Origin of the sequence: Chryseobacterium sp. CFS2 (assembly GCF_036543225.1) — a bacterium.
Classification (GTDB): Bacteria; Bacteroidota; Bacteroidia; order Flavobacteriales; family Weeksellaceae; genus Chryseobacterium; species Chryseobacterium culicis_A.
The window spans coordinates 550,861-575,760 of record NZ_JAZHQU010000004.1; the positions used below are offsets into that span (position 1 = coordinate 550,861).

The following is a 24,900-nucleotide window of genomic DNA, read 5'->3' on the forward strand; positions in this document are numbered from 1 at the left end:
TTAATTTCACTTAAAGACAAAAAGAAAGCCGACACATCTGCCGGCTTTCTCTATTTACTTATAGTTTTCAATTGCTTTATTGATCACATCAATCTGTTTATTAATACTTGCTGCATTTTGTGGATTCTGTTTCAGCAGTTCCATTTTTTTGCTCAGCCCATCTTTCAGCATCTGAACCATCATCATTTTAGCCTGTGGATTATCTGCCATCTGGTTTTTGGCATATCCTGCTATTTTGGTAACGCTTTCCGTTGCCTTCAGATTATCGGAAGTCATAATCCAATTGAAACCATCTTCTGCTGCTTTTCCTAATTCCGGGTTCTGGAATTTAATGAATGGATAAAAAGTGGCAAGAGGGGCAATATTTTCAATCTGAGAGGTAATTTTGTTCTTCACAATAATCGGAAGCAATTGTGCTCTGAGTTCATCTGATGCTCCTTTCATATCAATTTTATCAGCCAGAGCATTTGCTCTTGAAGGATCAATGGAAAGAAGTGCACTCATTGAACTTCCTTTCACAGCATTGGAAACAGCGTTTACTCCTTTTTCAAATAACGGAAGGTATTTCTTATCTTTTGTTTTTCCCAAAGCCGCAATAGCTGCAGCCTGAGTTAATGTCTTCGGATCATTGGAAGCCAGTTTTTCAACTTCAGCACCCAGCACTTTCATTTGTTCAGGATTGGTAAGGTCTATTAAATTCAAAGCTTTTATTCTTACTCTGAAGAAAGGATCTTTCAATGCGGCAGCCAACAATTTTACAGCAGCAGGATTTTTCCCCACCTGCTCTTTAATTCCGGTTAAAGCCAAATATCTGCTTTTGAACTCTTTAGAATTTATAAACTGCATCAGATTCTGTTCCGGAGTTTTGGTATCTGTAATCTCTGCCAGCAGAACTCCGTCTGCATTGATATTTACAAGATCTGGAGCTTTGGAAACATCAAAGCTGAAAGTATTTTTAGCTTCTGCATTTACCCAGACATTATATCTTTTAGGTTTTCCGTTGTCATACACATCTATAGCCAGAGGAAATTCAAATGGTTTTTCCTGAGTTTGATTAATCGTTACGGCAACCTGTTTTTTTACCGGCTCAAATGTAGAAGAATAATTGATCTTCGGGTTTCCGTTTCCAAAATACCATTGATTGAAGAACCAGTTCAAATCTTTACCGGATACTTTTTCAAAAGACAGGCGCAGCTGATGGGCTTCTGCATTCTGATATTCGTTGGTTTTCAGATAATCATTCATTCCAGCGAAAAAGGCATCATCACCAAGATAGCTTCTCAGCATATTTAAAATTCCGCCACCTTTCTGATACGTTACCAGATCAAAAACATCTTCCCGGGATTCATAATTGAACCTTACCAGATTTTTATTAAAATCTTTTGGGTTATGAATATACTGATTCACATCCGTCATCAGGTGATAATCTGCCTGGTCTTTTCCATATTTATATTCATTCCACAGGTATTCGGAATAGTTGGCAAAAGATTCATTGACGGTAAGATTGCTCCAGCTTTCTGCAGTCACCAAATCTCCAAACCAATGGTGGAACAATTCATGAGCAATGGTATCTTCCCATGTATTTTCATCGATAAGCTGTCCCGGTTTCTGTAAGATATCACTTCCATGAAGGGTGGCCGTGGTATTTTCCATTGCGCCACTTACATAATTTCGTCCTGAAATCTGAGCATATTTTGCCCATGGATAATCATAGTTCAGTCTTTTGGAGAAAAAGTCAATCATTTCCGGAGTATTTCCATAGATCTGCTTGGCATAAGGCTCATATTCTTTTTCAATATAGTAATCAACCGGAATATTTTTCCATTTGTCTTTTACCACGGCATATTCGCCTACTCCCATAAAGAAAAGGTAAGTAGAATGTCTCTTATCCATCACCCAATGATCTGTTCTAAGCCCGTTGGATTCTTTTTTAGAATCTTTCATCAGCCCATTGGAAAGGGTAACATATTTATCGGGAACCGTCATGTAGATTTCCTGTGTTGTCTTTTGATTGGGTTTATCAATCGTTGGAAACCATGCAGAAGAGGATTCTGTTTCTCCCTGTGTCCAGATCTGTGTAGGCATATCCGGTTCTGTTCCCTGAGCATTGATGAAGTATAGTCCTTTCGCATCATTGATTGCCATACTTCCCTCCTGTTTCACTTCATTCGGGCGGGAGGTATATTTGATATACACTGTATAATCCTGATTTCTCTGATAGGTCTTATCCAGAGTAATTTTTAGAACATCATCTTTATATTCGTATTTTAAAGGAGATTTTTTGCCGTTATTATCAAGAGCTACTTCATGAATCAGCATTCCTTTTGCATCAAGAGTCAGCTCGTTTGCAGCATAGAAGTAAGGTGAAGCAGTAAGCCATTCTTCCCCATTCATTTGTTCTTTCTGATAGTCAAAATTTACTTTCAGCTTTGTGTGTTTAAGTTCCGTTACTTTGGTGTGGGTAGCTCTGTATACTTTTTCTCTGCCTGAAGTTTCGGTTTGTGCTGATACATTGGCGGAAAATACAATTCCAAGTATAGCAATTGATAAAATGGCCTTTCTCATCGGTCTACTTTATTTTTTAGAATTATTTTTTAATGATTATATCGAAAATATCATTGACTAAAGTTTCATAATCGCCTTTTTTAAGCTGTTCCTTCGTTTTTGCAAAGGCTTTTTTGAGTTCGCTTTCCGGATTTTCGTCATCAACTATTTCTGTTGATGCTACTCCTTTCAGCTGAAGTACAACATTTTTCAGGGCTTCAATGTCTGCATTTTCTTCTATATTAATTTTTAAATACTTCATGATGTATTTTTAAGCATTTGAAATGTGTGATCTGTACCCGTCCATTGATCTCTTTTTCAAAAGAATCCAATGAGCCGGCGTTGTTCTTTCAAATGTAAGAAACAATTGTCAAAAGAAAGCGTACTAAAGTATTTATATTCTGATTCCATAACTTATGGGCACAGATAAAAACATCTATTAGTATTAAAATAATAGAAGTGAATAAAGAATTAAGTGATAAAAGAATATTAAATCGCTACAGGAGCTTTGATCCCAGGATGTGGATCATAGTTTTCCAGGGTAAAATCTTCGAAATCGAAATCAAAGATATTTTTCACATCAGGATTCAGTTTCATCGTGGGAAGAGATTTCGGTTCTCTGGCAAGCTGTCTGTTTACCTGTTCAAAGTGATTATTGTAAATATGAACATCTCCGAAGCTGTGAACATAATCTCCTACTTCCAGATCACAAACCTGTGCCACCATCATCAAAAGCAATGCATAACTTGCAATATTGAACGGCACCCCAAGGAAAACATCAGCACTTCTCTGATACAGCTGTAAGGATAATTTGCCATCAGCTACGTAAAACTGGAATAAGGCGTGACAAGGAGCCAAAGCCATGTTTGGAATTTCAGCAACATTCCATGCTGATACAATTAATCTTCTTGAATCCGGGTTCTTTTTGATCTGGTCAATTACTTCTGTAATCTGATCTACCACTTTTCCGTCTGCTCCGCTCCAGCTTCTCCATTGTGCCCCGTAAACAGGTCCCAGATCTCCATTTTCATTGGCCCATTCATCCCAGATGCTTACTCCGTTATCTTTAAGGTATTTGATATTGGTATCTCCTTTCAGAAACCAAAGCAATTCATAGATAATGGATTTCAAATGCACTTTTTTTGTCGTTACCAAAGGAAATCCTTTAGACAGATCATATCTCAGCTGATATCCGAAAACACTTCTTGTTCCAGTGCCTGTTCTGTCGGTTTTATCAGTTCCGTTGTCTAAAATATGTTGTAAAAGATCCAGGTAGTTTTGCATTTTGAATGAGATTTTAAGTTTCAAATTTAGTGAAAACCATTAAAAAAAGCACTCACTTTTATGAATGCTTTTTATAGGGATGATGTTTATTTTCTATTAAACAACTGTATATCTGCAATCTAACAGATATTAATTTTACCATATATTTTCAATGGTCTGATGAATGGTATTGACAGTGAATGATTCTCCGGTTTTTTTGCCATACATCACTTTTACCAAAGGAGATTCTGCAGAAACGGTCATAATTTTGTGCTTCTCAAAAACAATTTCTCCCATTGAAGCAGCAACGTAAAACAATCCTTTATTGGTTTTTACCAATGCCCCGTTCTGGACTTTTTCCGAAGGATCGGATGTTATTTTCTGCAAAATATTCTGCTGGTTCAATACTTCGTTAAGCTGTCTCTGAAGATTATTGATTTCCTGCTGAAGCATTTCTCTTCCGGTTTCATATTTGTCCCCCATTGAGCTTTTTGTATCATTATTGGAAGCCCGTGTTTCTGCAATAAGGTTTTCAAAATACTGGATTTTGTCGGCAACTTTTGCTTTAATGATATTGATTATTTCCTGTTTGTTCATTTGATGATTATTTTTATTGCAGGCAGATAAACCACCCCGTCAAAATCTATGATTTTGACACCCCTCCGGCGGAGGGGAATTGAGAACCTTTAAAGACCAGTCGTTAAGATGTACTACTACTTATTTTTCAAATACTGCATAATCCGAAACCTTGAAGCTGAAATCTTTTCCACCATTGAAATCTCTTTTTGTCTTATCAAAAACATTTCTGAATGTTCCTGATAGCTGTTCGTCTTCAATAGAAAAGTTGACAGGTTCTTTTGACATATTCAGGACTACCAATATTTCATCTTTTCCATTTTTTCTTACGTAGGCCAGAATTTTATCATTGGCTGTCGTATTAAGAAGATAAGTAGTAACATGAGAATCTCCTCCTCTTAAGGCAGGATTGGAAGCTTTTACATCCAATAATGTTTTATAGAAATCGGTAACCTGGTAGGTATGAGTCCATTTGATGACATCTTTTTCGAAAAATTCCAGTCTCTTCATATTCGGAAGTTCCTGACCTGAGTATAATAAGGGAACACCATTCCATGTTGCGGAGAATACCGCCATAGGTTTTGTGATGACCCCATATTTTTCATATTCGGTTCCGTTCCATGAGTTTTCATCGTGATTGGTAGTAAACCATGCTCTCATTGAGGTATCTCCAATATTGGAATATTGTCTCAGCAGATCTTTTAACTCCTGAAGAGGTTCATTTTTTTTGTAATAATCGGCAGACTTGTGCATCCATTTCCAGGAATAGCTGGCATCAAAAACTTTTCCGTATTCCGGGCTTTCCAGCTCATCAAATTCTCCCAGCCAGAAAAGGGGTTTTACTTTTTCCACCTCGGGGCGTGCCTGTTCCCAGAAATCTACTTCTACCCATGAAGCAAGATCACATCGAAAACCATCGATATCGGTTTCCTGTACCCAGAATTTCATGGCATTGATCATAGCCTGACGCATTTCCTGGTTCTTATAGTCAAGTTCAATAATATCATCCATTCCGGAGGCGATATGAAATTTTCCGTCGGTATCTTTCAGATAAAATTCCGGATGTGTTTTTGTCCAGACATGATCCCAGCCTGTATGATTGGCCACCCAGTCGATGATTACTTTGAATCCTAATCTGTGTGCTTCATTCACCATATCTTTAAAATCCTGTAATGTTCCGAATTCAGGATTGACAGAGGTATAATCTGCAGCGGCATAAGGGCTGCCCATACTTCCTTTTTTATTCTGCTGGGCAATTGGGGTAATAGGCATAAACCAAAGTGTTTTTACTCCCATTGATTTCAGGCGGGGCATTTCTTTTGCAAATGCTTTGAAAGTTCCTTCCTGAGTATATTGTCTTATGTTTACTTCGTAGATATTTGTGTTATGTTTCCAATCTTTTGGCAGTTCTGTCATCTTCCGGATTTTTTTTTGAGTGGTACAGGAAACAATTCCCAGACCAATTACAGCTAACAAAATTAATTTTTTCATTAAACTATTTTTAACAAAAGTAAGGATTGTTTTTTGGCTGAAAAAGGAGAAAAAAGGCAAAAAGGAAAAATTTACGTTCTTTATTTTCTTACTATTTTGTCATAAAAAAAGCCCCGGATCAAAATCCGGGGCCAGTATATTGTGTTGACTATCTTTCGTCATCATTGTCATCTTCCTCATCAAAGACATCGTCATTGTAGTCTTCTTCTTCCTCATCATCAAAGCTGTCATCATCTTCATCTGAAAAATTCCCTCCAGCTACAAAATCGTCATCAAAACCAAACTCGTCATCTGCCAAAGGCATTGCTGATTTCTTTTTGCTTCCTCCTGCACTTCCGTTTTTGCTAGGTGCCTTCAATGGAACGTTTCCAAATCGGTATACGGTGATTGGATAGTTTACTCCTTTTGTTTCTTCAATTACTTCTACAAGCTCACAGAAGAATTCCCAAAGATCAAGAAGCCCATACTGGAACTGTGCTTTGTCGCCTACATTTTCAAAAGCCTCATCAATGTAAACATCTGACATAATTTCACCATCACCATCATCACTCATATCTTCCAATGGGACACTTTTTACGATTGTTCCGTCATCTTCTAACAGATTAAAAGTAGAAAGCTCATCTCCCTGCAGACTGAATGCACTTTTAATTCCTAAATGTAAGTTCCATAACGTTTGTTTTCCCTTAACTTCAATATCACGGAAAATATCCTCTTTCGCATCTAATATTACGCGGATTTTGTAAACCATATCAGTTTCTTAAATTACTTTTTTGCCTTTATAATTATGATAAATCTCTGTTGCAAATATATAATAAATGACATGTGACAAAAAAATATTTCAGGATTTTTTAAAATATTTTTTTTTCTTACATTTTGCCGGAATTATTTACTTTTTTCGAGCATAAAACTGAACTTCGTACCTTCAAGGTAAACGCTTTCTACGGTAATATTTTCGTTATGTGCTTCAAGGATGTGTTTTACAATGGCCAAACCAAGTCCGGAACCGCCTTCTCTCCTGCTTCTGCTGGTTTCCACACGATAGAATCTTTCAAAAATTCTTGGAAGAATTTCAGATTTGATTCCCATTCCGTTGTCTATAACCTCTATCAGTACCTTATTTTTCAGAACGCTGGTTTTTACAATCACTTTTGCTTCCTGTCTATTGGCATAATGAATAGCATTGGAAATCAGATTGATGAAAACCTGGGAAATTTTTTGTTTATCAGCCTCCACAAAAATCTGTGGATGAAGAGTCTGAATCTGTAGGGTGGTATTTCGTTTTTCCGCTTCAAGATCAAGAAGGTCGAAAATTTCTTTGATTAAAAGATTGACATCAAATTTTGAGACAGTAAGATTGATTTCGCCGGCTTCCAGTCTATTGATCATGTCAAGATCTGTTACAATAGCAATAAGTCTTTCTACTGATTTATCAATTCTTTCCAGGTATTTGTCCCGAATAGTAAGGTTATCCACCCCGCCATCTCTTAAGGTTTCTACATATCCCTGGATAGAAAATAAGGGCGTTTTCAGTTCATGGGAAACATTTCCGATGTATTCTTTACGGTAGCTTTCCATCTCTTTCATCATATCAATTTCTGATACCTGCTGCTGATTGAGGTCTGAAAATCTTTCACCCAATTCTTTGATGGTAATATTTTCGTCATGATTCTGCACTATTTCCTGCGGAAGAAACCCGGAAAGGCCCTTTACCTGCTTTCTGCTATAGTAATTGAAAAGAAGTTCCAATACTACACAGTTTATCATAAAGATCAGGATAATACAGATGAAAAGACCCGTTTTGAATAAAGGGGTCTCATAATAGATATCTTTCAGCGAGTCGAATACAACGACTAAAAGGAGCATTACCAGTGTCAGCAGACAAGAGGCAACGAGGGTAAGTCTGTAAAATTTCAATTTTACAACGTTTTAAGGATTGAACGTAAAGTTAAGATTTTTAAATAATTAAACGATTAGTTTATACCCAATCCCTTTTAATGTCTGAATCGTATTGATTCCGAGTTTTTCTCTTAGCCTTCTGATATGAACATCAATAGTCCTCTCTCCTACAATCACATCATTACCCCAAACTTTTTCAAGAATCTCTTCTCTTTTGAAAACCTTTTCAGTATTGGAAGCCAAAAGGTAAAGCAAATCAAACTCTTTTTTGGGAAGAAGAAATTGCTGTCCGCTTTTGGAAACTCTGAAATTATCTTTGTCGATAACAAGGTCTCCGATTTCGATAAGTTTAGCATTTTCAGAAACCTGAGAGGTTAACTGTAATAATGCATTTACTTTAGAGATAAGGATTTTCGGTTTGATCAGTTTTACGATGTAATCATTGGCACCTGCCTGAAAACCTGCTAACTGAGAAAATTCTTCGCTTCTTGCGGAAAGGAACACAATAAGTGTTTTTTGAAGTTCTTTCACTTTACGAAGTTCCTGACAGGTTTCTATCCCATCTTTTTCAGGCATCATAACATCTAATAAGATAAGATCCGGAACAATTTCCTTTGCTTTTTCTATACCTTCGTTACCATTAGTAGCTGTATAGATATCATACCCTTCCTTTTCCAAATTGTAAGACAGAATCTCTAAAATGTCCAGTTCATCGTCTATTAAAAGAATTTTTTTGCTCATCTTCTAGTTTAAGAATTCCCACAAAATTAATTATTTCAATTGATTTCATCTATCTGTCAAATGTTAACTAATTATTAAAAAATAACATTTTGCAAGTAAATTATAAAATCAATAAAAAAATCAATAAATAAATATACACAAATCAAATATAAGGAATAATATCTACAATTAAAACAAAAATTATAATTATATAAATTAAACATCGATAACTATAAATCTCGTTCATTCGTTAATACAAATTTCATAATTAATTAAGATTCTCCTAAAGTTTTCTTAAAAACTTAGCCTTTATTTTGCCCTTGAAAAAGAAGTAAAAGAAGTAAAATGAAAAAACAACTCCACAAGAGCATAATGCTACTTGCCTTGTTTTCTGCTGGCTATGCTTTTGCACAAAGTCAGATTTTGGAAGGTAGGGTATTGGACGAGAAAGATAATACTCCTATAGAAGGGGTAAAAGTAAAAGTAAATGGTCAGGAAGTAATGACTGACATTTCCGGATACTACTCTATCAACCTTTCCCCTGGTACCAATTACATTGTAACGGTAAGCTCCAATGGATATAATAGAAAAGAGATCAGTGAAGTTATTATCAAAAATGAAGGTAATACTCATCTTGATATCGTTCTGGATAAGCCCTCTATCAAGGAAAAAGAAATTGAGGGAGTTGTCATAAAATCAAATGCAAGAAAAGAAACCATAGCCTCTACCATCGGTTTACAGAAGAATGCCGGTGTAGTTTCTCAGGTTATTGGGGTTGAAGCTATTAAAAGAAGTCCGGACAGAAACACGGGTGAAGTTCTGAAAAGAGTTTCCGGAGTGAGTTTATCTGAAGGAAAATATATTGTAGTAAGAGGTTTATCAGACCGTTACAATCAGGCGATGCTTAACGGTATTCAGCTATCCAGTACAGAACCGGACAGAAAGACTTTCTCTTTCGACCTTTTCCCTGCTAACGTTATCGAAACACTTGTCATCAACAAAACTTTCATTCCTGAATATACCGGAGAATGGGGAGGAGCTTTGATTCAGGTAAACACAAAGGATATTCCTAATAAAAATTTCTTCAATGTACAGGTAGGTGTAGGAGGAAATACGGCTACTATGGGACAGGAATTCCATATGCAAAAAGGTGGAAAATGGGATTTCTTAGGAATTGATGACGGTTACAGAAAGCTGCCCACCAATATGCCTGCAAAAAATGCGTTCAGTATTTTAAGTGAGGGTCAGAAAACCGATATTGGTAAAGGGTTTACAAAGAATTTAGGATACAACAGTATTGGTTATCCTGAAAACTTAAGTTTACAACTTGACGGAGGTTTCAATACCAAATTATTCGGAAAAGATTTAGGGGTAATTGCTGTTTTAAACTATAGTAATAACAAAAGAAGAACTGAATCTACCAACCGTTTCTTTACCATCAACGACCAACTTGCTGATACCAACTTCGATTATTTTACAGAAAAATACAGCAATGATATTATCTTAGGAGGAATGCTGAACCTTTCTTTAAAGCTCAACAGCAATAATAAAATCTCCTTAAAGAATATCATCACCAATAATACGGTGAACCATATGTCCTTCAGAACAGGAAAGGACTTTGAATTTGATCCTATCAACGGGACAAACATTATGGCAAGGGAAATAGGTTTTAAAGAAACTACTTTCTACAATTCTACCCTTACCGGTACTCATAAAATAGATGCTCTTGGCGGGCTTACTGTAAACTGGTACGGAAGCTTCGGAATCCTGGATCAATACATCCCTTTGTTACAGCGTTTACAGTATAACCAATATACTAACATGCCGGGAAGCCCTTATTTAGCATTGATTTCTAATGGTCTTTCTCAAAAATCAGGTAGTGTATTCTACTCTACGCTAAACGATTATTTATATAATGCGGGAGGTGATATTTCCAAGACATTTACAATGTTTGGCCAAAAACAAACCATCAAAGGAGGTTATTTGTTCCAGGTAAAAGACAGAATATACAATTCAAGACCATTCTCTGTAAGACTTGAAAACTTCAACCAGGGATTACTTTCTCAACCTTTTGAAACTATTTTCAATCCTGGTAATTTTGGAACTAACGGAGGATTTACATTTGATGAGATTGCAGGAAATCAGTACAGATATATTGCCAATACCATCCTTAACGCAGGATATTTACAGTTTGACAACAACTTCACACCGTGGTTAAGAGCCGTTTGGGGATTAAGAGTTGAGAACTTTGATCAATTGGTAGGAAGCACGAAAAAAAGTGATGACCGTTTTGTCAATACACGTGTTACAGACTTTTTACCAGCTGTTAACTTGACATTCAAGGTAAATCCTAAAATGAATATCCGTCTTGCAGGTTCACAAACTGTTGTAAGACCAGAATTTAGAGAGGTTTCTCCGCTGGCATATTATGATTTTGATCTTGGAGCGACTGTAATTGGGAACAAATCAATTGAAAGAACTAAAATTACGAGCGCCGATGTTCGTTGGGAATATTACCCAAGAAACGGGGAGATTATCTCGGTGGCCGCTTTCTATAAAAATTTCAAAAAGCCGATTGAATTATACTTCAACCAATCAGGGGTAGGAACCAGTAACACCTTCAACTACCTTAACGTAGATAAAGCTGATGCTTATGGTATAGAAGTAGAGGCCAGAAAAAAACTGGATTTTGTAAGCGCTCTTAGGAACTTTACGCTGGGTGGAAACGTAGCTTTAATTAAAAACAAAGTAACAGACGAAGCAACTAAGATTGACAGACCAATGCAGGGACAGTCTCCTTATACTGTCAACGTAAGCCTTCAGTATGATACTGAAAAATCAGGATGGTCTTCTACTGTACTATTTAACATGATCGGAAGAAGAATCCTTTATGTAGGAAACGATCAGGTTCCACCAATCTGGGAAGCACCTAGACCTCTTTTAGACTTCCAGCTTGCTAAAAAATTATGGAATAACAAAGGAGAAATCAAGCTGAATGTTTCAGATATTCTGAACCGTCGTGCTAAATTCTACCATGACCTGAATGACAACGGTAAGTATGACAGCAAAGATGCTCTTGCCATTGAAAGACTTTCAGGAACCAATATCAGTTTAACACTGGGATACAATTTTTAATTCACTCAACAAATAATCTAATAAATAATTTAATTCTTTATAACATGAAAAAGTTCGTTTTATATTCTTTAATGCTTGGCGCTCTAGTATCAACTACCGCATGTAGAAATATAGAAGAAGATGGACCTACCATTATTCAAGATGGAGGTAACGGAAACGGAAATACTGAAAACCTTATTCTTTCAGGAAAAATCACTTCCAGCATTACGCTTAAAGCAAATAAAATCTATAAGCTAAGAGGACTAGTATATGTAACTAACGGAGCTACTTTAACTATCGAACCAGGTACAAAGATCGTAGGTGAAGCTGATAAAAACGGAGCTTTGATCATTACAAGAGGAAGTAAAATCATGGCAGAAGGAACAGCTGCCAACCCTATTATCTTCACTTCAGAAAAACCAAGTCCTAAAAGAGGAGACTGGGCAGGTGTAGTAATTTTAGGAAACGCTCCTACTAATGCATCTTTCGGAGGAGCAAACGGAGTTGGAGAAATTGAAGGAGGTATCAACAACTCTGACGGTCTTGGACTTTATGGTGGAACAAATGCTGCTGACAACAGTGGTATCTTAAAATATGTAAGAATTGAATATGCAGGATATGCATTCTTACCGGATAAAGAGGTTAACGGACTTACTTTCGGAGGTGTAGGTAACGGAACTACAGTAGACTACGTAGAAGTTGCTTATGCTAATGATGACAGTTTTGAGTGGTTCGGAGGAACAGTAAACTGTTCTCACCTTATTTCTTACAAAGGTCTTGATGATGATTTCGATACAGATAACGGTTTCTCAGGAAATGTACAGTTTGGTATCGCAGTAAGAGATTCTCAGGTGGCAGACGTTTCAGGTTCTAACGCATTTGAATCTGATAATGATGCTAACGGTTCTACATTAACACCTCAGACATCAGCTACATTCTCTAACATGACGATTATCGGGCCAATCAACTCTGCGGCTCCTGGATCTATCAACGCTTTATTCCAGAATGCATTACAGATCAGAAGAAATTCTTCAATCTCTGTATTCAACTCTGTATTCACAGGATTCCCGGTAGGTTTATTCATTGATGCTACGAAAGGAGCTCCAACGGATAACAATATTGTAGGAAATAAATTATTCTTTGAAAACAACATTTTAGCAGGAAATACAACTCCTTTAAAATTCGGACCATCTACATCAACTCCGACGACATATACATTAAACGATCTTACGACTTGGTTTAATGCTAAAGGAAATACAATCCTTGCTTCTACAGCTGATGTAAAACTTGCCGGCGCATGGGCTCCTGCAGGAACTACACCAAACTTCACTCCTACTGCAGGTTCTCCATTATTAACAGGTGGAGCATTTACAAACCCTAAATTAGCTACTTGGTTTACACAAGTAACATACAGAGGTGCTGTAAAAGATGCTACAGATACATGGTATGCAGGATGGACAAACTTTAACTTATAACATCATCATATAAGTACCTAGATTTAATTTCAAATAGAAGGCCTTCAGAAGTATTTTCTGAGGGCTTTTTTTATTGTTAATATCAGACATTATGATTAACTGCCCAAATCAATATTAAGGGGTGTTCATATTGTAAAAACAGAAAAAGGGAATATGAACAGTAATTTTTATCGCATATGGATCGATTTTTATTTATTTTATGAATAGGTTTTAGCTAAAGCCGGTGAATTTATTCATATTTAATAACGGGATAAAGCCTGTTTCTATTGATAGAGAAGAGACCCGAAACCCGGATCCCGAAACTCATAATTTATAATTCAATAAAAAGCCACCAGAAAAGTTTCCGATGGCAGTTACAAAAAACAAGTGTATAAAAAATATATACTTCAGATTAATTTCTCCAAAACAAATTCCCGTCATTCATCAGGGCTTTTATTTCAGACATCCTGGAAACGGCTTCTGCAGAACATGAAGCTTCTGTCAGAACAATTGCAGCTTCATCACCAGCTTTAGGCCACCGCTGTTGTCCTTTTTCATCCAGAGGAAGAATGCTTTGAGTAGCAAACTGTAAAGCTCTTGACAGGGCAAATTCTGTGGCATAACCGTACAGCTCTGCAATAAGATTGGCTTTCTGCAGCATACTTCCGGATCCGAATGTACTCCAGTAGTCCTGTACGTTATCATTTCCGATCAATACATTGACACCATACTTTTTCAGGGTTGGTATTGGCATTACCGTTCCTTTAAAAGGTACAGAAGATGCAATTCCTACTTTTCCGGCAGCCAGTCTTTCTGCAATCTGCTCAGTTTCTTTAGGGGAAAGATGAGCCAAAGCAAATGCATGGCTTACAAATGTTTTTCCCTGAAGCTCCGGATTTTCAATTGCTTTATCAATCAGATAATTGATGGTTTTCATTCCGGACTCTCCTGCTTCATGCAGGTGAATATCAATGCCTTTATGGTGATCCAACGCGAGCTGAACAGTAAAATCCATTACCTTTTCAATATTTCCGTCAATGCTCAACGGATCCAATCCACCAATGAATGCCACACTTTTCAGCTGGGCTGCCGCTTTCATCAAAGGAGCAGATTCCGTATAATAAACGCCATGCTGCGGGAAGGCAACCAATTCAGCTTTGAAAGAATCTTTTTTATTTTCAAGAGCCTGTTCAAGATGTTCCAGAGATTTCAATCCTGATGTAGGATCAATATTAAAATGGGTTCTCGCAAAATGAGTTCCGTAGTGCTGCTGCAGACTGATCAGCTGTTCTGCTCTGCTTACAGAAGTTTTCAACAGTTCAGGGATAATTTCCTGCTCATAGGCAATCATATCTTTCACCGTTCTTCTTTTCGGAGAAAGTGCCTGCCATGGCAGACCATATAATGTTTTATCCAGGTGGATGTGCATATCTCTGAAAGCGGGAAGCATCAGATATCCTTTTGCATCGATTGCTTTTAAAGAAGGATCATTTGCTTTTACTGTTTTTATTTTTCCGTCTTCAATTTCGATACTGAAAAGATCAGTTTTTGTTCCGGTAACCTCTTCATTTTCGTATTCAAAACCTGTTTCCAGGCGGACATTTTTAAGGGTATAGTTTCCTTTTGCAGTTAATTGATAGGGAAATTGCATGATTTTAAATTTAACAATACAAAATTAACCAGCCCTGAGGGTAAAACCGGTGTATCAATTATGTCTTGTTTTGTACAGATTATTCTTTGAATTGGGAAGGTGTCATTCCCGTCTGTGCTTTAAAGAACTTGGAAAAGCTGGCGTGATCATAGAAACCGAGATCATATACAATATCTTTCACAGACATTTCAGAAACTTTTAAAAGTCTTTTGGCTTCCAGTAAAATACGATCCTGAATAAGAGATGATGCCGAAGCATTAAGATTTTTCTTGCAGACAATATTCAGATAATTGGCAGAGATATTCAGTTTATCAGCATAAAAAGAAACGGATCTTTCTGTTTTGAAATGTTCATCAATAAGATGCAGAAACTTTGAAATAATGGGGTTTGAGTTATAGACTTCAAAATCTTTGAAAGCTCCTTCCACAGATTTACTCACCAGCAGGCCAATCAATTCGCTTCTTTTCTGAATCAGTTCCCAGAATATTTTTTCTGTGCTCAGCTCTTTCTGGATGGCCTGAAATTCATAAAGAAAATTTTCAAAAACGTCTTTGGAAAGATTAATCACCGGATGATTCTGGTAATAGGATGCAGAAAATCTTAACGAGGGCAGAAAACTTTCAAACCAGTCTCTGCTGATCATCAGCTGATACCCAATGGTTTCTTTTTCAATGACCCACTGATGTACCTGATCCGGAAAAACAAGATGAATCTGGTAGTCTTTCACCTGATATTCTGTAAAATCTATGGTATGCGAACCGACTCCGTGCTCAAAAAGATTGATGATAAAAAAGTCATGTTTGTGGGGATCATCAATGGAGCGTGCTCCCGAAAGTTCATTGAACAGCAGATTACAGCCTTTCAACTGATTTTCACTAAATTCCTGAATTCCTAAAATAGGAAAATGATCCGTATAGTAAGCCACTCTGCCTGATTTTCTCCTAAAATTACTAAAATTTATGAGAGAAAAACTAAAACAACCACAAAAGGAACAAAAGTTTTATCTCCATCACGCTATCTTCAATTCCCACCCTCCTTCTGTGATGGTCTCTGAAATCTTAATGGAATTTACAGGCTTTCCCTCGTAAAACTTTTATACCCTTTGTGGTCAAAAAAACACAACTAAAAATATATTAAATTCCTTTTTATATTGAATTAAAAAACAATGTTTCCCTCATGTACTAAGGACTTCACATCCGAAATTCTCGAAACAGCTTCTGCAGAACAACTTGCGTTGATAAGAACAAAATCTGCTTTATCTCCGGATTTTGGCCATTGCTGTGTTCCTTTATCATCCAATGGAAGGATATTTCCTGTTGCAAGCTTTAAACTTCTTGACAATAAAAATTCTGTTGAGTATCCATACAATTGCGCCATTAAGTTGGCTTTCTGAAGTACACTGCCAGTTCCGAAAGTATTCCAGTGATCTATAATACTGTCATTTCCTGTCAGAACCGTTACCTTATGTTTGTAAAGCGTTGGTATGGGCATAATCAGCCTGCCAAAAGGGATTGTGGAAACAATTCCGATCTGCGCTTCACCTAATTTTTCAGCGATTTCTTCCTGTTTTGCTGGTTCCAATTTTCCAAGGACAAAACAGTGGCTTATGTAGGTTTTCCCTTTAAGCTCAGGATTTTCATTCACTTTTTTAATCAAGTATTCTACAGTTTTTAATCCTGAATCTCCCGTTTCATGCAGATGGATATCTATTCCCTTTTTATTGTCCAGAGCAAGCTGAACCGTGAAGTCTACTACTTTTTCAATATCTCCATCGATGTTGAATGGGTCTACTCCTCCAACAAAATCAATATCCATTTTCGCAGCTTCTTTCAGGTAAGGCACAGAGTCCGTATAAAACACTCCATGTTGTGGAAAGGCTACCAGCTCAGCACCAAAGCTTTTCTTTTTATTTTCTAAAGCCTTCTGTAAATTCTTTAACGACTGAAGTTTGGAAGTGGGTTCAATATTCACATGGCTTCTGGCATAAGAAGTTCCTTTTGACTGTAATAATTCGATCAGTTTTTCTGCCTTGAAGGTTGAATTTTTCAGCATTTCCGGAAGCATTTTCTGCTCCAGCTCTATCATTCCTTTGATTCCTCCCGTTCTTTTTCTCACAGCCTGCCATTGATCGCCATAAAAGGTTTTATCAAGATGAATATGCATATCTTTAAATGCAGGAAGCATCAATAATCCTTTCGCATCAACCGCTTTACCGTTAGGTTGGTTAGGAGCAATTTTTGTAATTTTTCCATTTTCAACTTCTACATAGAACAGATCTGTTTGGGTAGAAACTACTTCCCCATCCTGGTATTCAAAACCTGTTTCCAGACGAACATTTTTAAGGCTCATTTTTCCTTTTGCAGAACTATTATTTTCATCAGATAAAGGTGATGCCGTCATAATATTGGGTATTAAAGTTAATCCTGCTACAGCCAATGCTGAATTCCGGATAAAATCCTTGCGGGAGATATTATTGTCTGAGGTCTTCATGTCCAATCTATTTAATACAAAATTAAAAAGAAGTGTCCCTGAACAAAGTGTATGAATTATTACAAAATCTGTATGATTTATGCATTGTTTTGATTACTTACTAAAATACCCGGTCTATCTTTTCATACTACAATAAAAAAGTATTCACGGGAATTGTCTTTCCGTAGGAATCCAGATTATACTATTTCTACACTGTCGAGACTCCTACGTAGTGACAAAGAGACTGGCCAAACTTTCTGTTTCAACTATAGCTAATAATTAACAACTAATATAAAATTATCAATACCGCTTGTCATTCTGTAGGAATCCAGATTATAATGTTTTTACACTGTTGAGACTCCTACGGAGTGACAAAGAGACTGGCAAAGCTTTGTGTTTCAACTATAGCTCATAATTAACAACTAATATAAAATTATCAATACCGCTTGCATTCTGTAGGAATCCAGATTATAGTGTTTTTTCACTATCGAGACTTCTACGGAGTGACAAAGAGACAGGCCAAACTTTCTGTTTCAACTATAGCTAATAATTAACAACTAATATAAAATTATCCATAACGCTTGTCATTCCGTAGGAATCTAAGCTATTATTAGTTTTATTTGTTGAGACTCCGACAGAGACTCCGTTGAGATTTTTTCAATCTAAACTCTTCAAATCAAATTTCTTTTGCATAAAAAAACCGGATCTAAAATCCGGTTTCATTATTATTTATTTGTTAGAATATTCAAATTTTCTTACAGCTTCCAGCGTCATATCAATTTCTTTATCCTTGATTGCATCACTGATGAAGTAAGTTTCGTACCCACTTGGCGGAAGGTATACCCCATTCTGCAACATTTGGTGGAAGAAGTTATTGAACAATGAATGATTAGCTTCCTGTGCCTCATCAAAGTTTGAAACTCTGTTGATATGGAAGAATACAGACATCATAGAACCTTTTCTGTTGATTTTATGAGCGATTCCTTTTTCATTTAAAATTTTCCCGATCTCAAAATCCAATGTCTCTGTTGTTTTATGCAATCTGTTGAAAAACTCAGGGTCATTTTTAATAAGCTGAAGGGTTTTTAATCCGGCTCTCATTGCTAAAGGATTTCCACTTAATGTTCCTGCCTGGTAAACACCTCCTTTTGGTGCCAGATGGTCCATAATCTCGTTTCTTCCTGCGAAAGCTCCTACCGGAAGTCCTCCACCGATTACTTTTCCGTAAGTTACTAAGTCTGCTTTTACATTGAAAAGTTCCTGCGCTCCTCCGAAAGCCAGTCGGAAACCGGTCATTACTTCATCAAAGATTAATAAAGCTCCGTTTTCATCACAGATCTTTCTCAGGTTTTGCAGGAAATTGTTTTCCGGCAATACACATCCCATATTTCCCGCAACTGGTTCTATAATTACGGCTGCAATTTCTCCCTGGTTGTGACGGAATAAATCCTCAACCTGTTCAAAATCATTATAACGGGCTAACAAAGTATCTTTTGCAGTACCAGCAGTTACTCCCGGAGAGTTTGGATTTCCGAATGTAGCAGCACCACTTCCGGCTTTAATCAGGAATGAATCTGAGTGTCCGTGGTAGCAACCTTCAAATTTTACAATCTTATCTCTTCCTGTATATCCTCTTGCCAGCCTGATTGCACTCATACATGCTTCTGTTCCGGAAGAAACCATTCTGATCTGGTCAATATTCGGGACATTTTCAATAATGAATTTTGCAATTTCTGTTTCCAGTTCTGTAGGTGCTCCGAAAGAGAATCCTTTCTCTGCCTGTATCTTCAGTTCTTCCAGTACTTCAGGATGGGTGTGTCCTAAGATGGCCGGGCCCCATGAATTGATATAATCGATATAAGTATTATCATCTGCATCGGTAAGGTAAGCACCCTTTGCCGATTTCATGAAAACAGGCACTCCTCCTACGGATTTGAATGCTCTTACCGGAGAGTTTACTCCTCCCGGAATGTATTTGTAGGCTTCATCAAATAAAGCCGAACTTCTTTGATACTTCATATATACTTAGTTGCTGTTGACAGCTGCCGGTTGGCAATAAACTGTCAACGGTAAACTCTCAACAAAAAATTAAATTAGTTTCGTGGTTTTTTGTCTATTAAATAAATCAGTTGTCCTGCAGATGGCTGTTGTCCTTCATCCATTCTGTTTTTGGCATACAATTTATGTAATTTGATTCCGAATTTCTGGGCGATATCATGCATATCTTCTCCGGACACCGCTTTATAGGTTGCTGTATTTCCTGTAGAATTTTTTGACTCAAGGAAAACGATGTCATTTTTCTTTAAGGTTTCACCTTCCAGTTCATTCCACTTTATCAGTCTGCTTTCGCTGACTTTGAATTTATTGGCGATGAATTTCACATCAGTATCTTCAGGAATTACAATATATTTCAGACCGTCATTCGGATGGCTTTTGATAAGAATGGAATTAAGAATTTCAGCTTTCGTTTTGATTCTTTCCACTCTTTTTTGCTGTTGTGCGTAAGAAGTCTGTTTGTAAGGAACTTCTACAGTCACCGGGTCTTTAGCTTTTTTCAATGCTTTTGAAGGCTCCAGCTGTGCCATGAAAGTTCTGTCGTCTTTCAGATCCGGATACATTTTAAGAACAGCGTACAATACTTCATTAGAATTGGTATTGTCGTATTCGTATAGTCTGTATTTTTCAATTTTGGTAATAAGAATTGAAGCATAGCGCGGATTGGTGGCATATCCTGCTTTTTTTAAACCGGTTGCCCACGCTCTGTAATCTCTCATATCCAGTTTGAAAAGATTTGCGTAATATTTTCTTGTGGATAAAAATATAGAATGATCTTCATAAGACTGTCTTGGATCGTCATACACACGGAAGCATTCATTAGGTGCATCATCGGTATGTTTCATCGTTCTACCGGTCCAGTCTTCTTTACATTTTATACCGAAGTGGTTTTTACCTTCCTGTGCCAATCTGCTTTGCCCGCCCCCGGTTTCCAATAATCCCTGGGCAAGGGTAATAGAAGCCGGAATTTTATATTTTTCCATTTCTTCTACGGCATATTTAGCAAACTTCTGAATATACTGATCTTCGGTTGCCCAATTTTGGGCTGAAAATTTTGATAAAACTAAAAGGCTTATGGATAGGAAAAGTCTTTTCATCTTATATTTTTTATTGTTTTAAAATGAAAGATGGAACACTAAGTGTTTCATGTTTTTCAATTTTACTTATATAATTAAATTTCTGTTCTGTTTTTCTAAAAGCAGATTTGCTCCTTCAATTCCCTGTAATCCTCCGGTATGAAAGCACAAAATCCTGCTGTTCTCAGGAAAATAATCTTCTTCAATCAGTTCAAAAACCTTCTCCATCATTTTTCCTGTATAAATCGGTTCCAAAGGAATACCGTATCTCTCTTTGAAATCATTGATAAAACGGACGTTTCCATCATTTATTTTACCATAACCTCCAAAACATGAATCTATTAGATTAAAATTTTGTCTCAAAGTTAATTCAAAAATTTTATTTTCCAGTGAAGCATCATCAACCGCTTTAAATCCTATAACTTTCTGATTTTCTTCACAAAATTTTGAAATCCCTGCAATGGTTCCTCCGGTTCCAACTGCGGTGCAAAGATAGTCAAAATCTTTTGTTTGTTCGTTGAGCATCATTTTCACCCCTTCCACTGCCTCTTCATTGGTTCCACCTTCAGGAACAATCAATGCCTCCGGGAACTCCTGCTGAAGGAATTCTGTGAGTTTTTCTTTATGGCGGTATTCTTCACGGGTGACAAATTTCAGGTTCATTCCATTTCTTTTGGCAAAAAGTAATGTGGGGTTATCCCTCCATTTATGCTGAAGCTCTTCTCCTCTGATGATTCCCAGTGTTGGAATACCTGCCAGACTTCCTACTGCGGAAACTGCGGCTATATGATTGGAAAAAGCACCTCCAAAAGTAATAATATAGGGATTATCAGGATTTTTTGCCAGATAATGATTGACATTATGGAATAGTTTCCAGTATTTATTTCCTGAAATTAGCGGATGAATCTGGTCTTCCCTTTTAATAAACAGTTGTATGTTTTTATGAATTGGAATTTCCTGAATGGGAATAGGTTCTGTGGGAAGTTGTAATAGCATTTCAGTTTTTAGCGACTCAAGGTTTATTCTTTACAAAAGTAGGAAAAGATTTAGTGTTGTGTGAGTTTTCTTTTTTTCCCACAGATAACGCAGATTTACACAGATTTTTTTTGTTTTTTTTTATTCTATATGAATTGTTTATTGTAAGTTTTGGCTAAAGCCGAATAAATTTGAAATTATTTGATAAGCGGGCTAAAGCCCACCTCTATTGAATATAGATAATATTTAAAATCACAGTCTAAATATAAAATACAAAACCAACCTCTCAAACCCCGAAACACGAATCCCGAAATTCATCATTCATCACTCATCATTTCAAAGGTATTTTCTAAAGTTCCAGAATTTTCTTTTTTTGAGATAATCCAGGTTGTTTTCATGCGCATAAGCCTCTCTTTCAAAGGAAATTCTTCTGTAAGCAAGATATCCGTCTTTAAGTTTGAAAAACCAGTAATAATATTCAATAACATAAAAAATATAGAAGAAAATGATGAGCATTTCCATCTGTTGCCGCAAATGGATTTTTTCATGATTAATCAATACATTATTTTCCTTATCTTCGGGTTTCCTAATGAAGATAAAGGGAAATAGAGCAATGCCATTAATTTTTAATTTTTTTAAAGGCTTTTGGCATACAATTATCATAGTAACAAATATAAAAAGTTTTTTGACTAGCATTTAACTTATGGCCCATTATGACATCAAAGAAGGTGAAGACTTCTACTATAATGAACAGGGGTACAAGGTTTTTACAGAAAAATTTCATCTAAAAAGAGGATATTGCTGTAAAAGCGGCTGCAGACACTGTCCTTACGGGTACGATAAAAAGACTGATACATTCATTAAAAGTGATAAAAAAAATAAATAAAATGAAAAAATATATTTTTATTTTGTTGGCATCTGCTACTTTAGGCTTAACTTCTTGTAGCCCTTTTCAGGTACGTTCAGATTATGCTGAAAGCGCCAATTTCAATTCTTATAAAACTTACAAAATAAGAATTGATGATCTAAAATTGAATGATATTGATAAAGACAGGGTACTGAACGAACTGTCGAGACAGCTTCAGAGCAAAGGACTTCAGTCCGGAGAAAATCCTGATCTGATTATCAACGTAAAAGCAAATCATAAAAAGATTACTGACATCAATTCCTCTTCTCCTTACGGAATGTGGGGATGGGGCGGACCTTTCGGATGGGGTGTTGGTATGAACAGAACCTGGACAACGAATTACAATGAAGGCGCTCTGATTGTTGACCTTATTGATGCTAGAAGCAACAAATTGGTTTGGCAGGGTATCGGAAGCGGAATTTCTGTAGACTCTCCAAAAGCAAAACAGAGACAGATTCCAGAGATTATGGCTGAGATTATGAAAAATTATCCGCCACAAAGAAAATAAGATGTAAGTCATCCATTATATAAGCCGGTACGTTTTGTATCGGCTTTTTTATGCTTTGTGTTTTTTCATGCAGATAAGACAGATTTGCACAGATAATTATGTTTAATGATTCGTGAGTTTTGTATGATTATTTTTAGATTTTGTCTGAAATCAGATAGATTTTTGATTTATTTTATCAGTGAGATCCTTCGACTACGCTCAGGATGACAGCCACTCCTATTGAATTGAATGCAGATACAGATATTTAATCGCAACATCATTCATCATTCATCATTCATCATTCATCATTCATCATTCATCATTCATTACTTATTTTATTTACATGCAGTGCATTTAAAATTAACGATTTTGTAATTTTTTATTTACAAAAATTGTAGTATTCTTGCTTAAACTTGTATTAATATGAAAAAAGTTATTTTATTTTCTGTATTTGCGGGACTTGCCCATGCTCAGGCTCCTGCAGGATACTACAACTCTGCCAACGGACTGAGTGGCGCAGCGCTGAAAACCGAATTAAGCAGCATTATCTCTAACGGACATATGGATAAAGGCTATAGCGGGCTTTGGACAGCATATAAAACCACTGATATTGATAAGGATTACGAAAATGACGGAACTATCCTTGATATTTATTCTGAAAGACCTTCAGGGATTGACCCTTATAACTATACTCCGGGAAGTGATCAGTGCGGTACCTATTCTACTGAAGGAAATTGCTACAACAGAGAGCATATCGTACCTCAAAGTCTTTTCAATCAGGCTTCTCCCATGGTTGCAGATATTCACTTTATCAGAGCTACAGACGGGAAAGTAAACGGAATGAGAAGTAATTATCCTTTCGGAAAGGTAGGAAGTACTTCTTTTACGTCCCAGAACGGTTCAAAGCTTGGAACTTCTGCTTCTTCAGGATATTCAGGAACGGTATTTGAGCCGATTGATGAGTTCAAAGGAGATGTGGCACGTATGATTTTCTATTTTGTAACCCGCTACCAGAACAAACTTTCTACATTCTCATCAGGAAACATGTTAGGAAGTTCTACTTTTCCGGGATTACAGACTTGGGAGCTGAACGTTCTTCTGGCATGGCACAATCAGGATCCGGTTTCTCAGGCTGAGATCAAAAGAAATAATGCTTCATATACTTTTCAGGGGAACAGAAACCCTTTCATAGACAATCCAAATTATGTAAACCTTATCTGGGGTTCTCAACAACCTTCAGGTGACACTCAGGCACCTACTGCAGCGACAGGTCTAAATGTTTCAGGAACAACTTCCAGCAGCATTTCTCTGGCATGGAATGCTTCTACCGATAATGTAGGGGTAACAGCTTATAATGTTTACATGAACGGAAGTCTGCAAACTACAACGAGTTCAGCTTCAACAACAATTTCAGGGCTTACTCCTTCTACCACTTACAGCTTTTATGTTGTAGCGAAGGATGCAGCAGGAAATTCGTCATCGAACAGTTCCACGGTTTCCGGTACTACCAATTCTGGAGGTACTACTCCAGGTACCAACTGTGCCAATGAAAATTTTGAAACTATTCCTGCAGCCAGCTCTACTTATTCAACCAAAACATGGAGCAACGGAGGTATTTCATGGACCGCCACAGATGCCAGAACTGATCAGACTCTTAATAACAAAGCAATTACGGTAAGAAACGGTTCTTTAACATCAGGCAGCTCTGCAAACGGTATTGGATCCTTAACAGTAACTACACAGCTTAAGTTTTCCGGAACTAATGGTACTTTTGATGTAAAAGTAAACGGAACAACTGTAGGAACTATTCCTTACAGTGCGTCATCTACAACGACAACTATCAATAATATCAACACTTCCGGGAATGTAGTGGTAAGCCTGGTTAATAATTCATCCAGCAACAGAGTGGCTATTGATGATCTTGCATGGACGTGCTATTCAGGATCAAGTGCAAGAATGGCTCAAACTATGGCTGCTGAAACAACTTCTAACAGTTTTAAAATCTCTCCAAACCCAATCACCAATCAGGAAATTTTTGTAAAAGGAGATCTTCAGAAGGTAAAAAAAGCTGAGATTTATAACCTTCAGGGGAAAACTCTTCAGACGATTGATCAGCCTTTCAGAAATGGAAATTCTATTAAAACCAGAAATCTTGGTCAGGGAGTTTATATTTTGAAGCTGGATCAGGTTACGATGCAGTTCCTTGTAAAATAATTCAGATA

The 24,900-nt window shown here is 36.8% G+C and carries 20 protein-coding genes; 5 read left to right on the forward strand and 15 right to left on the reverse strand.

Annotation, left to right across the window (positions count from 1 at the left end):
- Window positions 1-54 precede the first annotated feature (54 nt).
- The 8 genes from ODR02_RS12335 to ODR02_RS12370 form a co-directional block, all read right to left on the reverse strand.
- A complete protein-coding gene (locus ODR02_RS12335) occupies window positions 55-2,565 on the reverse strand; it encodes a M1 family metallopeptidase (protein ID WP_209788163.1) in 2,511 nt (836 codons plus the stop codon).
- A gap of 22 nt (window positions 2,566-2,587) precedes the next feature.
- Window positions 2,588-2,806 (reverse strand): hypothetical protein, encoded by a 219-nt coding sequence (locus ODR02_RS12340; RefSeq protein ID WP_209788160.1) that lies wholly within the window; start codon window positions 2,804-2,806, stop codon window positions 2,588-2,590.
- 227 nt (window positions 2,807-3,033) lie between these two features.
- Window positions 3,034-3,828, reverse strand: coding sequence for a thymidylate synthase (locus ODR02_RS12345; RefSeq protein ID WP_209788156.1), 795 nt, complete (start codon window positions 3,826-3,828; stop codon window positions 3,034-3,036).
- Between the two features lie 135 nt (window positions 3,829-3,963).
- Entirely contained in the window at window positions 3,964-4,404 is a 441-nt protein-coding gene (locus ODR02_RS12350; RefSeq protein ID WP_105681095.1) for a hypothetical protein, read from the reverse strand.
- Window positions 4,405-4,524: 120 nt separating this feature from the next.
- Window positions 4,525-5,874 (reverse strand): alpha-amylase family glycosyl hydrolase, encoded by a 1,350-nt coding sequence (locus ODR02_RS12355; RefSeq protein ID WP_309512619.1) that lies wholly within the window; start codon window positions 5,872-5,874, stop codon window positions 4,525-4,527.
- A 148-nt stretch (window positions 5,875-6,022) separates the two neighbouring features.
- A complete protein-coding gene (locus tag ODR02_RS12360) occupies window positions 6,023-6,622 on the reverse strand; it encodes an IS1096 element passenger TnpR family protein (protein ID WP_209788151.1) in 600 nt (199 codons plus the stop codon).
- Between the two features lie 134 nt (window positions 6,623-6,756).
- Complete coding sequence (locus ODR02_RS12365; RefSeq protein ID WP_209788149.1) at window positions 6,757-7,788, reverse strand: sensor histidine kinase; 1,032 nt, start codon at window positions 7,786-7,788, stop codon at window positions 6,757-6,759.
- 48 nt (window positions 7,789-7,836) lie between these two features.
- Window positions 7,837-8,511, reverse strand: coding sequence for a response regulator (locus ODR02_RS12370; RefSeq protein ID WP_105681099.1), 675 nt, complete (start codon window positions 8,509-8,511; stop codon window positions 7,837-7,839).
- A 324-nt stretch (window positions 8,512-8,835) separates the two neighbouring features.
- Between ODR02_RS12370 and ODR02_RS12375 the strand changes: the two genes are divergently transcribed.
- Window positions 8,836-11,625: a TonB-dependent receptor domain-containing protein gene (locus ODR02_RS12375; protein WP_105681100.1), complete on the forward strand. Its 2,790-nt coding sequence runs from the start codon at window positions 8,836-8,838 to the stop codon at window positions 11,623-11,625.
- A gap of 44 nt (window positions 11,626-11,669) precedes the next feature.
- On the forward strand, window positions 11,670-13,079 hold the full coding sequence (locus ODR02_RS12380; RefSeq protein WP_105681101.1) for a hypothetical protein: 1,410 nt from the start codon (window positions 11,670-11,672) through the stop codon (window positions 13,077-13,079).
- Between the two features lie 391 nt (window positions 13,080-13,470).
- Here ODR02_RS12380 and ODR02_RS12385 read toward each other — a convergent pair whose 3' ends face one another.
- The 7 genes from ODR02_RS12385 to ODR02_RS12415 form a co-directional block, all read right to left on the reverse strand.
- Window positions 13,471-14,709, reverse strand: a complete 1,239-nt coding sequence (locus ODR02_RS12385) for an amidohydrolase (RefSeq protein ID WP_309512620.1) — start codon at window positions 14,707-14,709, stop codon at window positions 13,471-13,473.
- A gap of 79 nt (window positions 14,710-14,788) precedes the next feature.
- A complete protein-coding gene (locus ODR02_RS12390) occupies window positions 14,789-15,634 on the reverse strand; it encodes an AraC family transcriptional regulator (protein WP_309512621.1) in 846 nt (281 codons plus the stop codon).
- Between the two features lie 230 nt (window positions 15,635-15,864).
- Window positions 15,865-17,199, reverse strand: coding sequence for an amidohydrolase (locus tag ODR02_RS12395; RefSeq protein WP_309512622.1), 1,335 nt, complete (start codon window positions 17,197-17,199; stop codon window positions 15,865-15,867).
- Window positions 17,200-17,907: 708 nt separating this feature from the next.
- Window positions 17,908-19,197: a glutamate-1-semialdehyde 2,1-aminomutase gene (gene hemL / locus ODR02_RS12400; protein ID WP_309512623.1), complete on the reverse strand. Its 1,290-nt coding sequence runs from the start codon at window positions 19,195-19,197 to the stop codon at window positions 17,908-17,910.
- Between the two features lie 74 nt (window positions 19,198-19,271).
- Window positions 19,272-20,330 carry a glucosaminidase domain-containing protein gene (locus tag ODR02_RS12405; protein ID WP_309512624.1) on the reverse strand — a complete coding sequence of 353 codons (1,059 nt, stop codon included), beginning with the start codon at window positions 20,328-20,330 and terminating at the stop codon, window positions 19,272-19,274.
- 66 nt (window positions 20,331-20,396) lie between these two features.
- Complete coding sequence (locus ODR02_RS12410; protein WP_309512625.1) at window positions 20,397-21,305, reverse strand: 1-aminocyclopropane-1-carboxylate deaminase/D-cysteine desulfhydrase; 909 nt, start codon at window positions 21,303-21,305, stop codon at window positions 20,397-20,399.
- Between the two features lie 315 nt (window positions 21,306-21,620).
- Entirely contained in the window at window positions 21,621-21,947 is a 327-nt protein-coding gene (locus tag ODR02_RS12415) for a hypothetical protein (RefSeq protein WP_309512626.1), read from the reverse strand.
- Between the two features lie 40 nt (window positions 21,948-21,987).
- Here ODR02_RS12415 and ODR02_RS12420 point away from each other — a divergent pair, with 40 nt between their 5' ends.
- The 3 genes from ODR02_RS12420 to ODR02_RS12430 all read left to right on the forward strand — a co-directional run bounded on the left by ODR02_RS12420 (window position 21,988) and on the right by ODR02_RS12430 (window position 24,892).
- A complete protein-coding gene (locus ODR02_RS12420; protein WP_047434227.1) occupies window positions 21,988-22,170 on the forward strand; it encodes a DUF5522 domain-containing protein in 183 nt (60 codons plus the stop codon).
- A 1-nt stretch (window position 22,171) separates the two neighbouring features.
- Window positions 22,172-22,699, forward strand: coding sequence for a DUF4136 domain-containing protein (locus tag ODR02_RS12425; protein WP_209788124.1), 528 nt, complete (start codon window positions 22,172-22,174; stop codon window positions 22,697-22,699).
- Window positions 22,700-23,101: 402 nt separating this feature from the next.
- Window positions 23,102-24,892: an endonuclease gene (locus ODR02_RS12430; RefSeq protein WP_309512627.1), complete on the forward strand. Its 1,791-nt coding sequence runs from the start codon at window positions 23,102-23,104 to the stop codon at window positions 24,890-24,892.
- Window positions 24,893-24,900: the final 8 nt, after the last annotated feature.

Excerpts from the sequence above, each read along its gene's own strand:
- ODR02_RS12360 (WP_209788151.1), bottom strand. The coding sequence starts at position 6,622 with ATGGTTTACAAAATCCGCGTAATATTAGATGCGAAAGAGGATATTTTC.
- ODR02_RS12405 (WP_309512624.1), bottom strand. The coding sequence starts at position 20,330 with ATGAAAAGACTTTTCCTATCCATAAGCCTTTTAGTTTTATCAAAATTT.
- ODR02_RS12420 (WP_047434227.1), top strand. The coding sequence starts at position 21,988 with ATGGCCCATTATGACATCAAAGAAGGTGAAGACTTCTACTATAATGAA.
- ODR02_RS12425 (WP_209788124.1), top strand. The coding sequence starts at position 22,172 with ATGAAAAAATATATTTTTATTTTGTTGGCATCTGCTACTTTAGGCTTA.
- ODR02_RS12375 (WP_105681100.1), top strand. The coding sequence starts at position 8,836 with ATGAAAAAACAACTCCACAAGAGCATAATGCTACTTGCCTTGTTTTCT.
- ODR02_RS12410 (WP_309512625.1), bottom strand. The coding sequence starts at position 21,305 with ATGCTATTACAACTTCCCACAGAACCTATTCCCATTCAGGAAATTCCA.
- ODR02_RS12340 (WP_209788160.1), bottom strand. The coding sequence starts at position 2,806 with ATGAAGTATTTAAAAATTAATATAGAAGAAAATGCAGACATTGAAGCC.
- ODR02_RS12385 (WP_309512620.1), bottom strand. The coding sequence starts at position 14,709 with ATGCAATTTCCCTATCAATTAACTGCAAAAGGAAACTATACCCTTAAA.
- ODR02_RS12335 (WP_209788163.1), bottom strand. The coding sequence starts at position 2,565 with ATGAGAAAGGCCATTTTATCAATTGCTATACTTGGAATTGTATTTTCC.
- ODR02_RS12350 (WP_105681095.1), bottom strand. The coding sequence starts at position 4,404 with ATGAACAAACAGGAAATAATCAATATCATTAAAGCAAAAGTTGCCGAC.
- ODR02_RS12395 (WP_309512622.1), bottom strand. The coding sequence starts at position 17,199 with ATGAAGACCTCAGACAATAATATCTCCCGCAAGGATTTTATCCGGAAT.
- hemL (WP_309512623.1), bottom strand. The coding sequence starts at position 19,197 with ATGAAGTATCAAAGAAGTTCGGCTTTATTTGATGAAGCCTACAAATAC.
- ODR02_RS12415 (WP_309512626.1), bottom strand. The coding sequence starts at position 21,947 with ATGATAATTGTATGCCAAAAGCCTTTAAAAAAATTAAAAATTAATGGC.
- ODR02_RS12430 (WP_309512627.1), top strand. The coding sequence starts at position 23,102 with ATGAAAAAAGTTATTTTATTTTCTGTATTTGCGGGACTTGCCCATGCT.
- ODR02_RS12380 (WP_105681101.1), top strand. The coding sequence starts at position 11,670 with ATGAAAAAGTTCGTTTTATATTCTTTAATGCTTGGCGCTCTAGTATCA.
- ODR02_RS12345 (WP_209788156.1), bottom strand. The coding sequence starts at position 3,828 with ATGCAAAACTACCTGGATCTTTTACAACATATTTTAGACAACGGAACT.
- ODR02_RS12370 (WP_105681099.1), bottom strand. The coding sequence starts at position 8,511 with ATGAGCAAAAAAATTCTTTTAATAGACGATGAACTGGACATTTTAGAG.
- ODR02_RS12355 (WP_309512619.1), bottom strand. The coding sequence starts at position 5,874 with ATGAAAAAATTAATTTTGTTAGCTGTAATTGGTCTGGGAATTGTTTCC.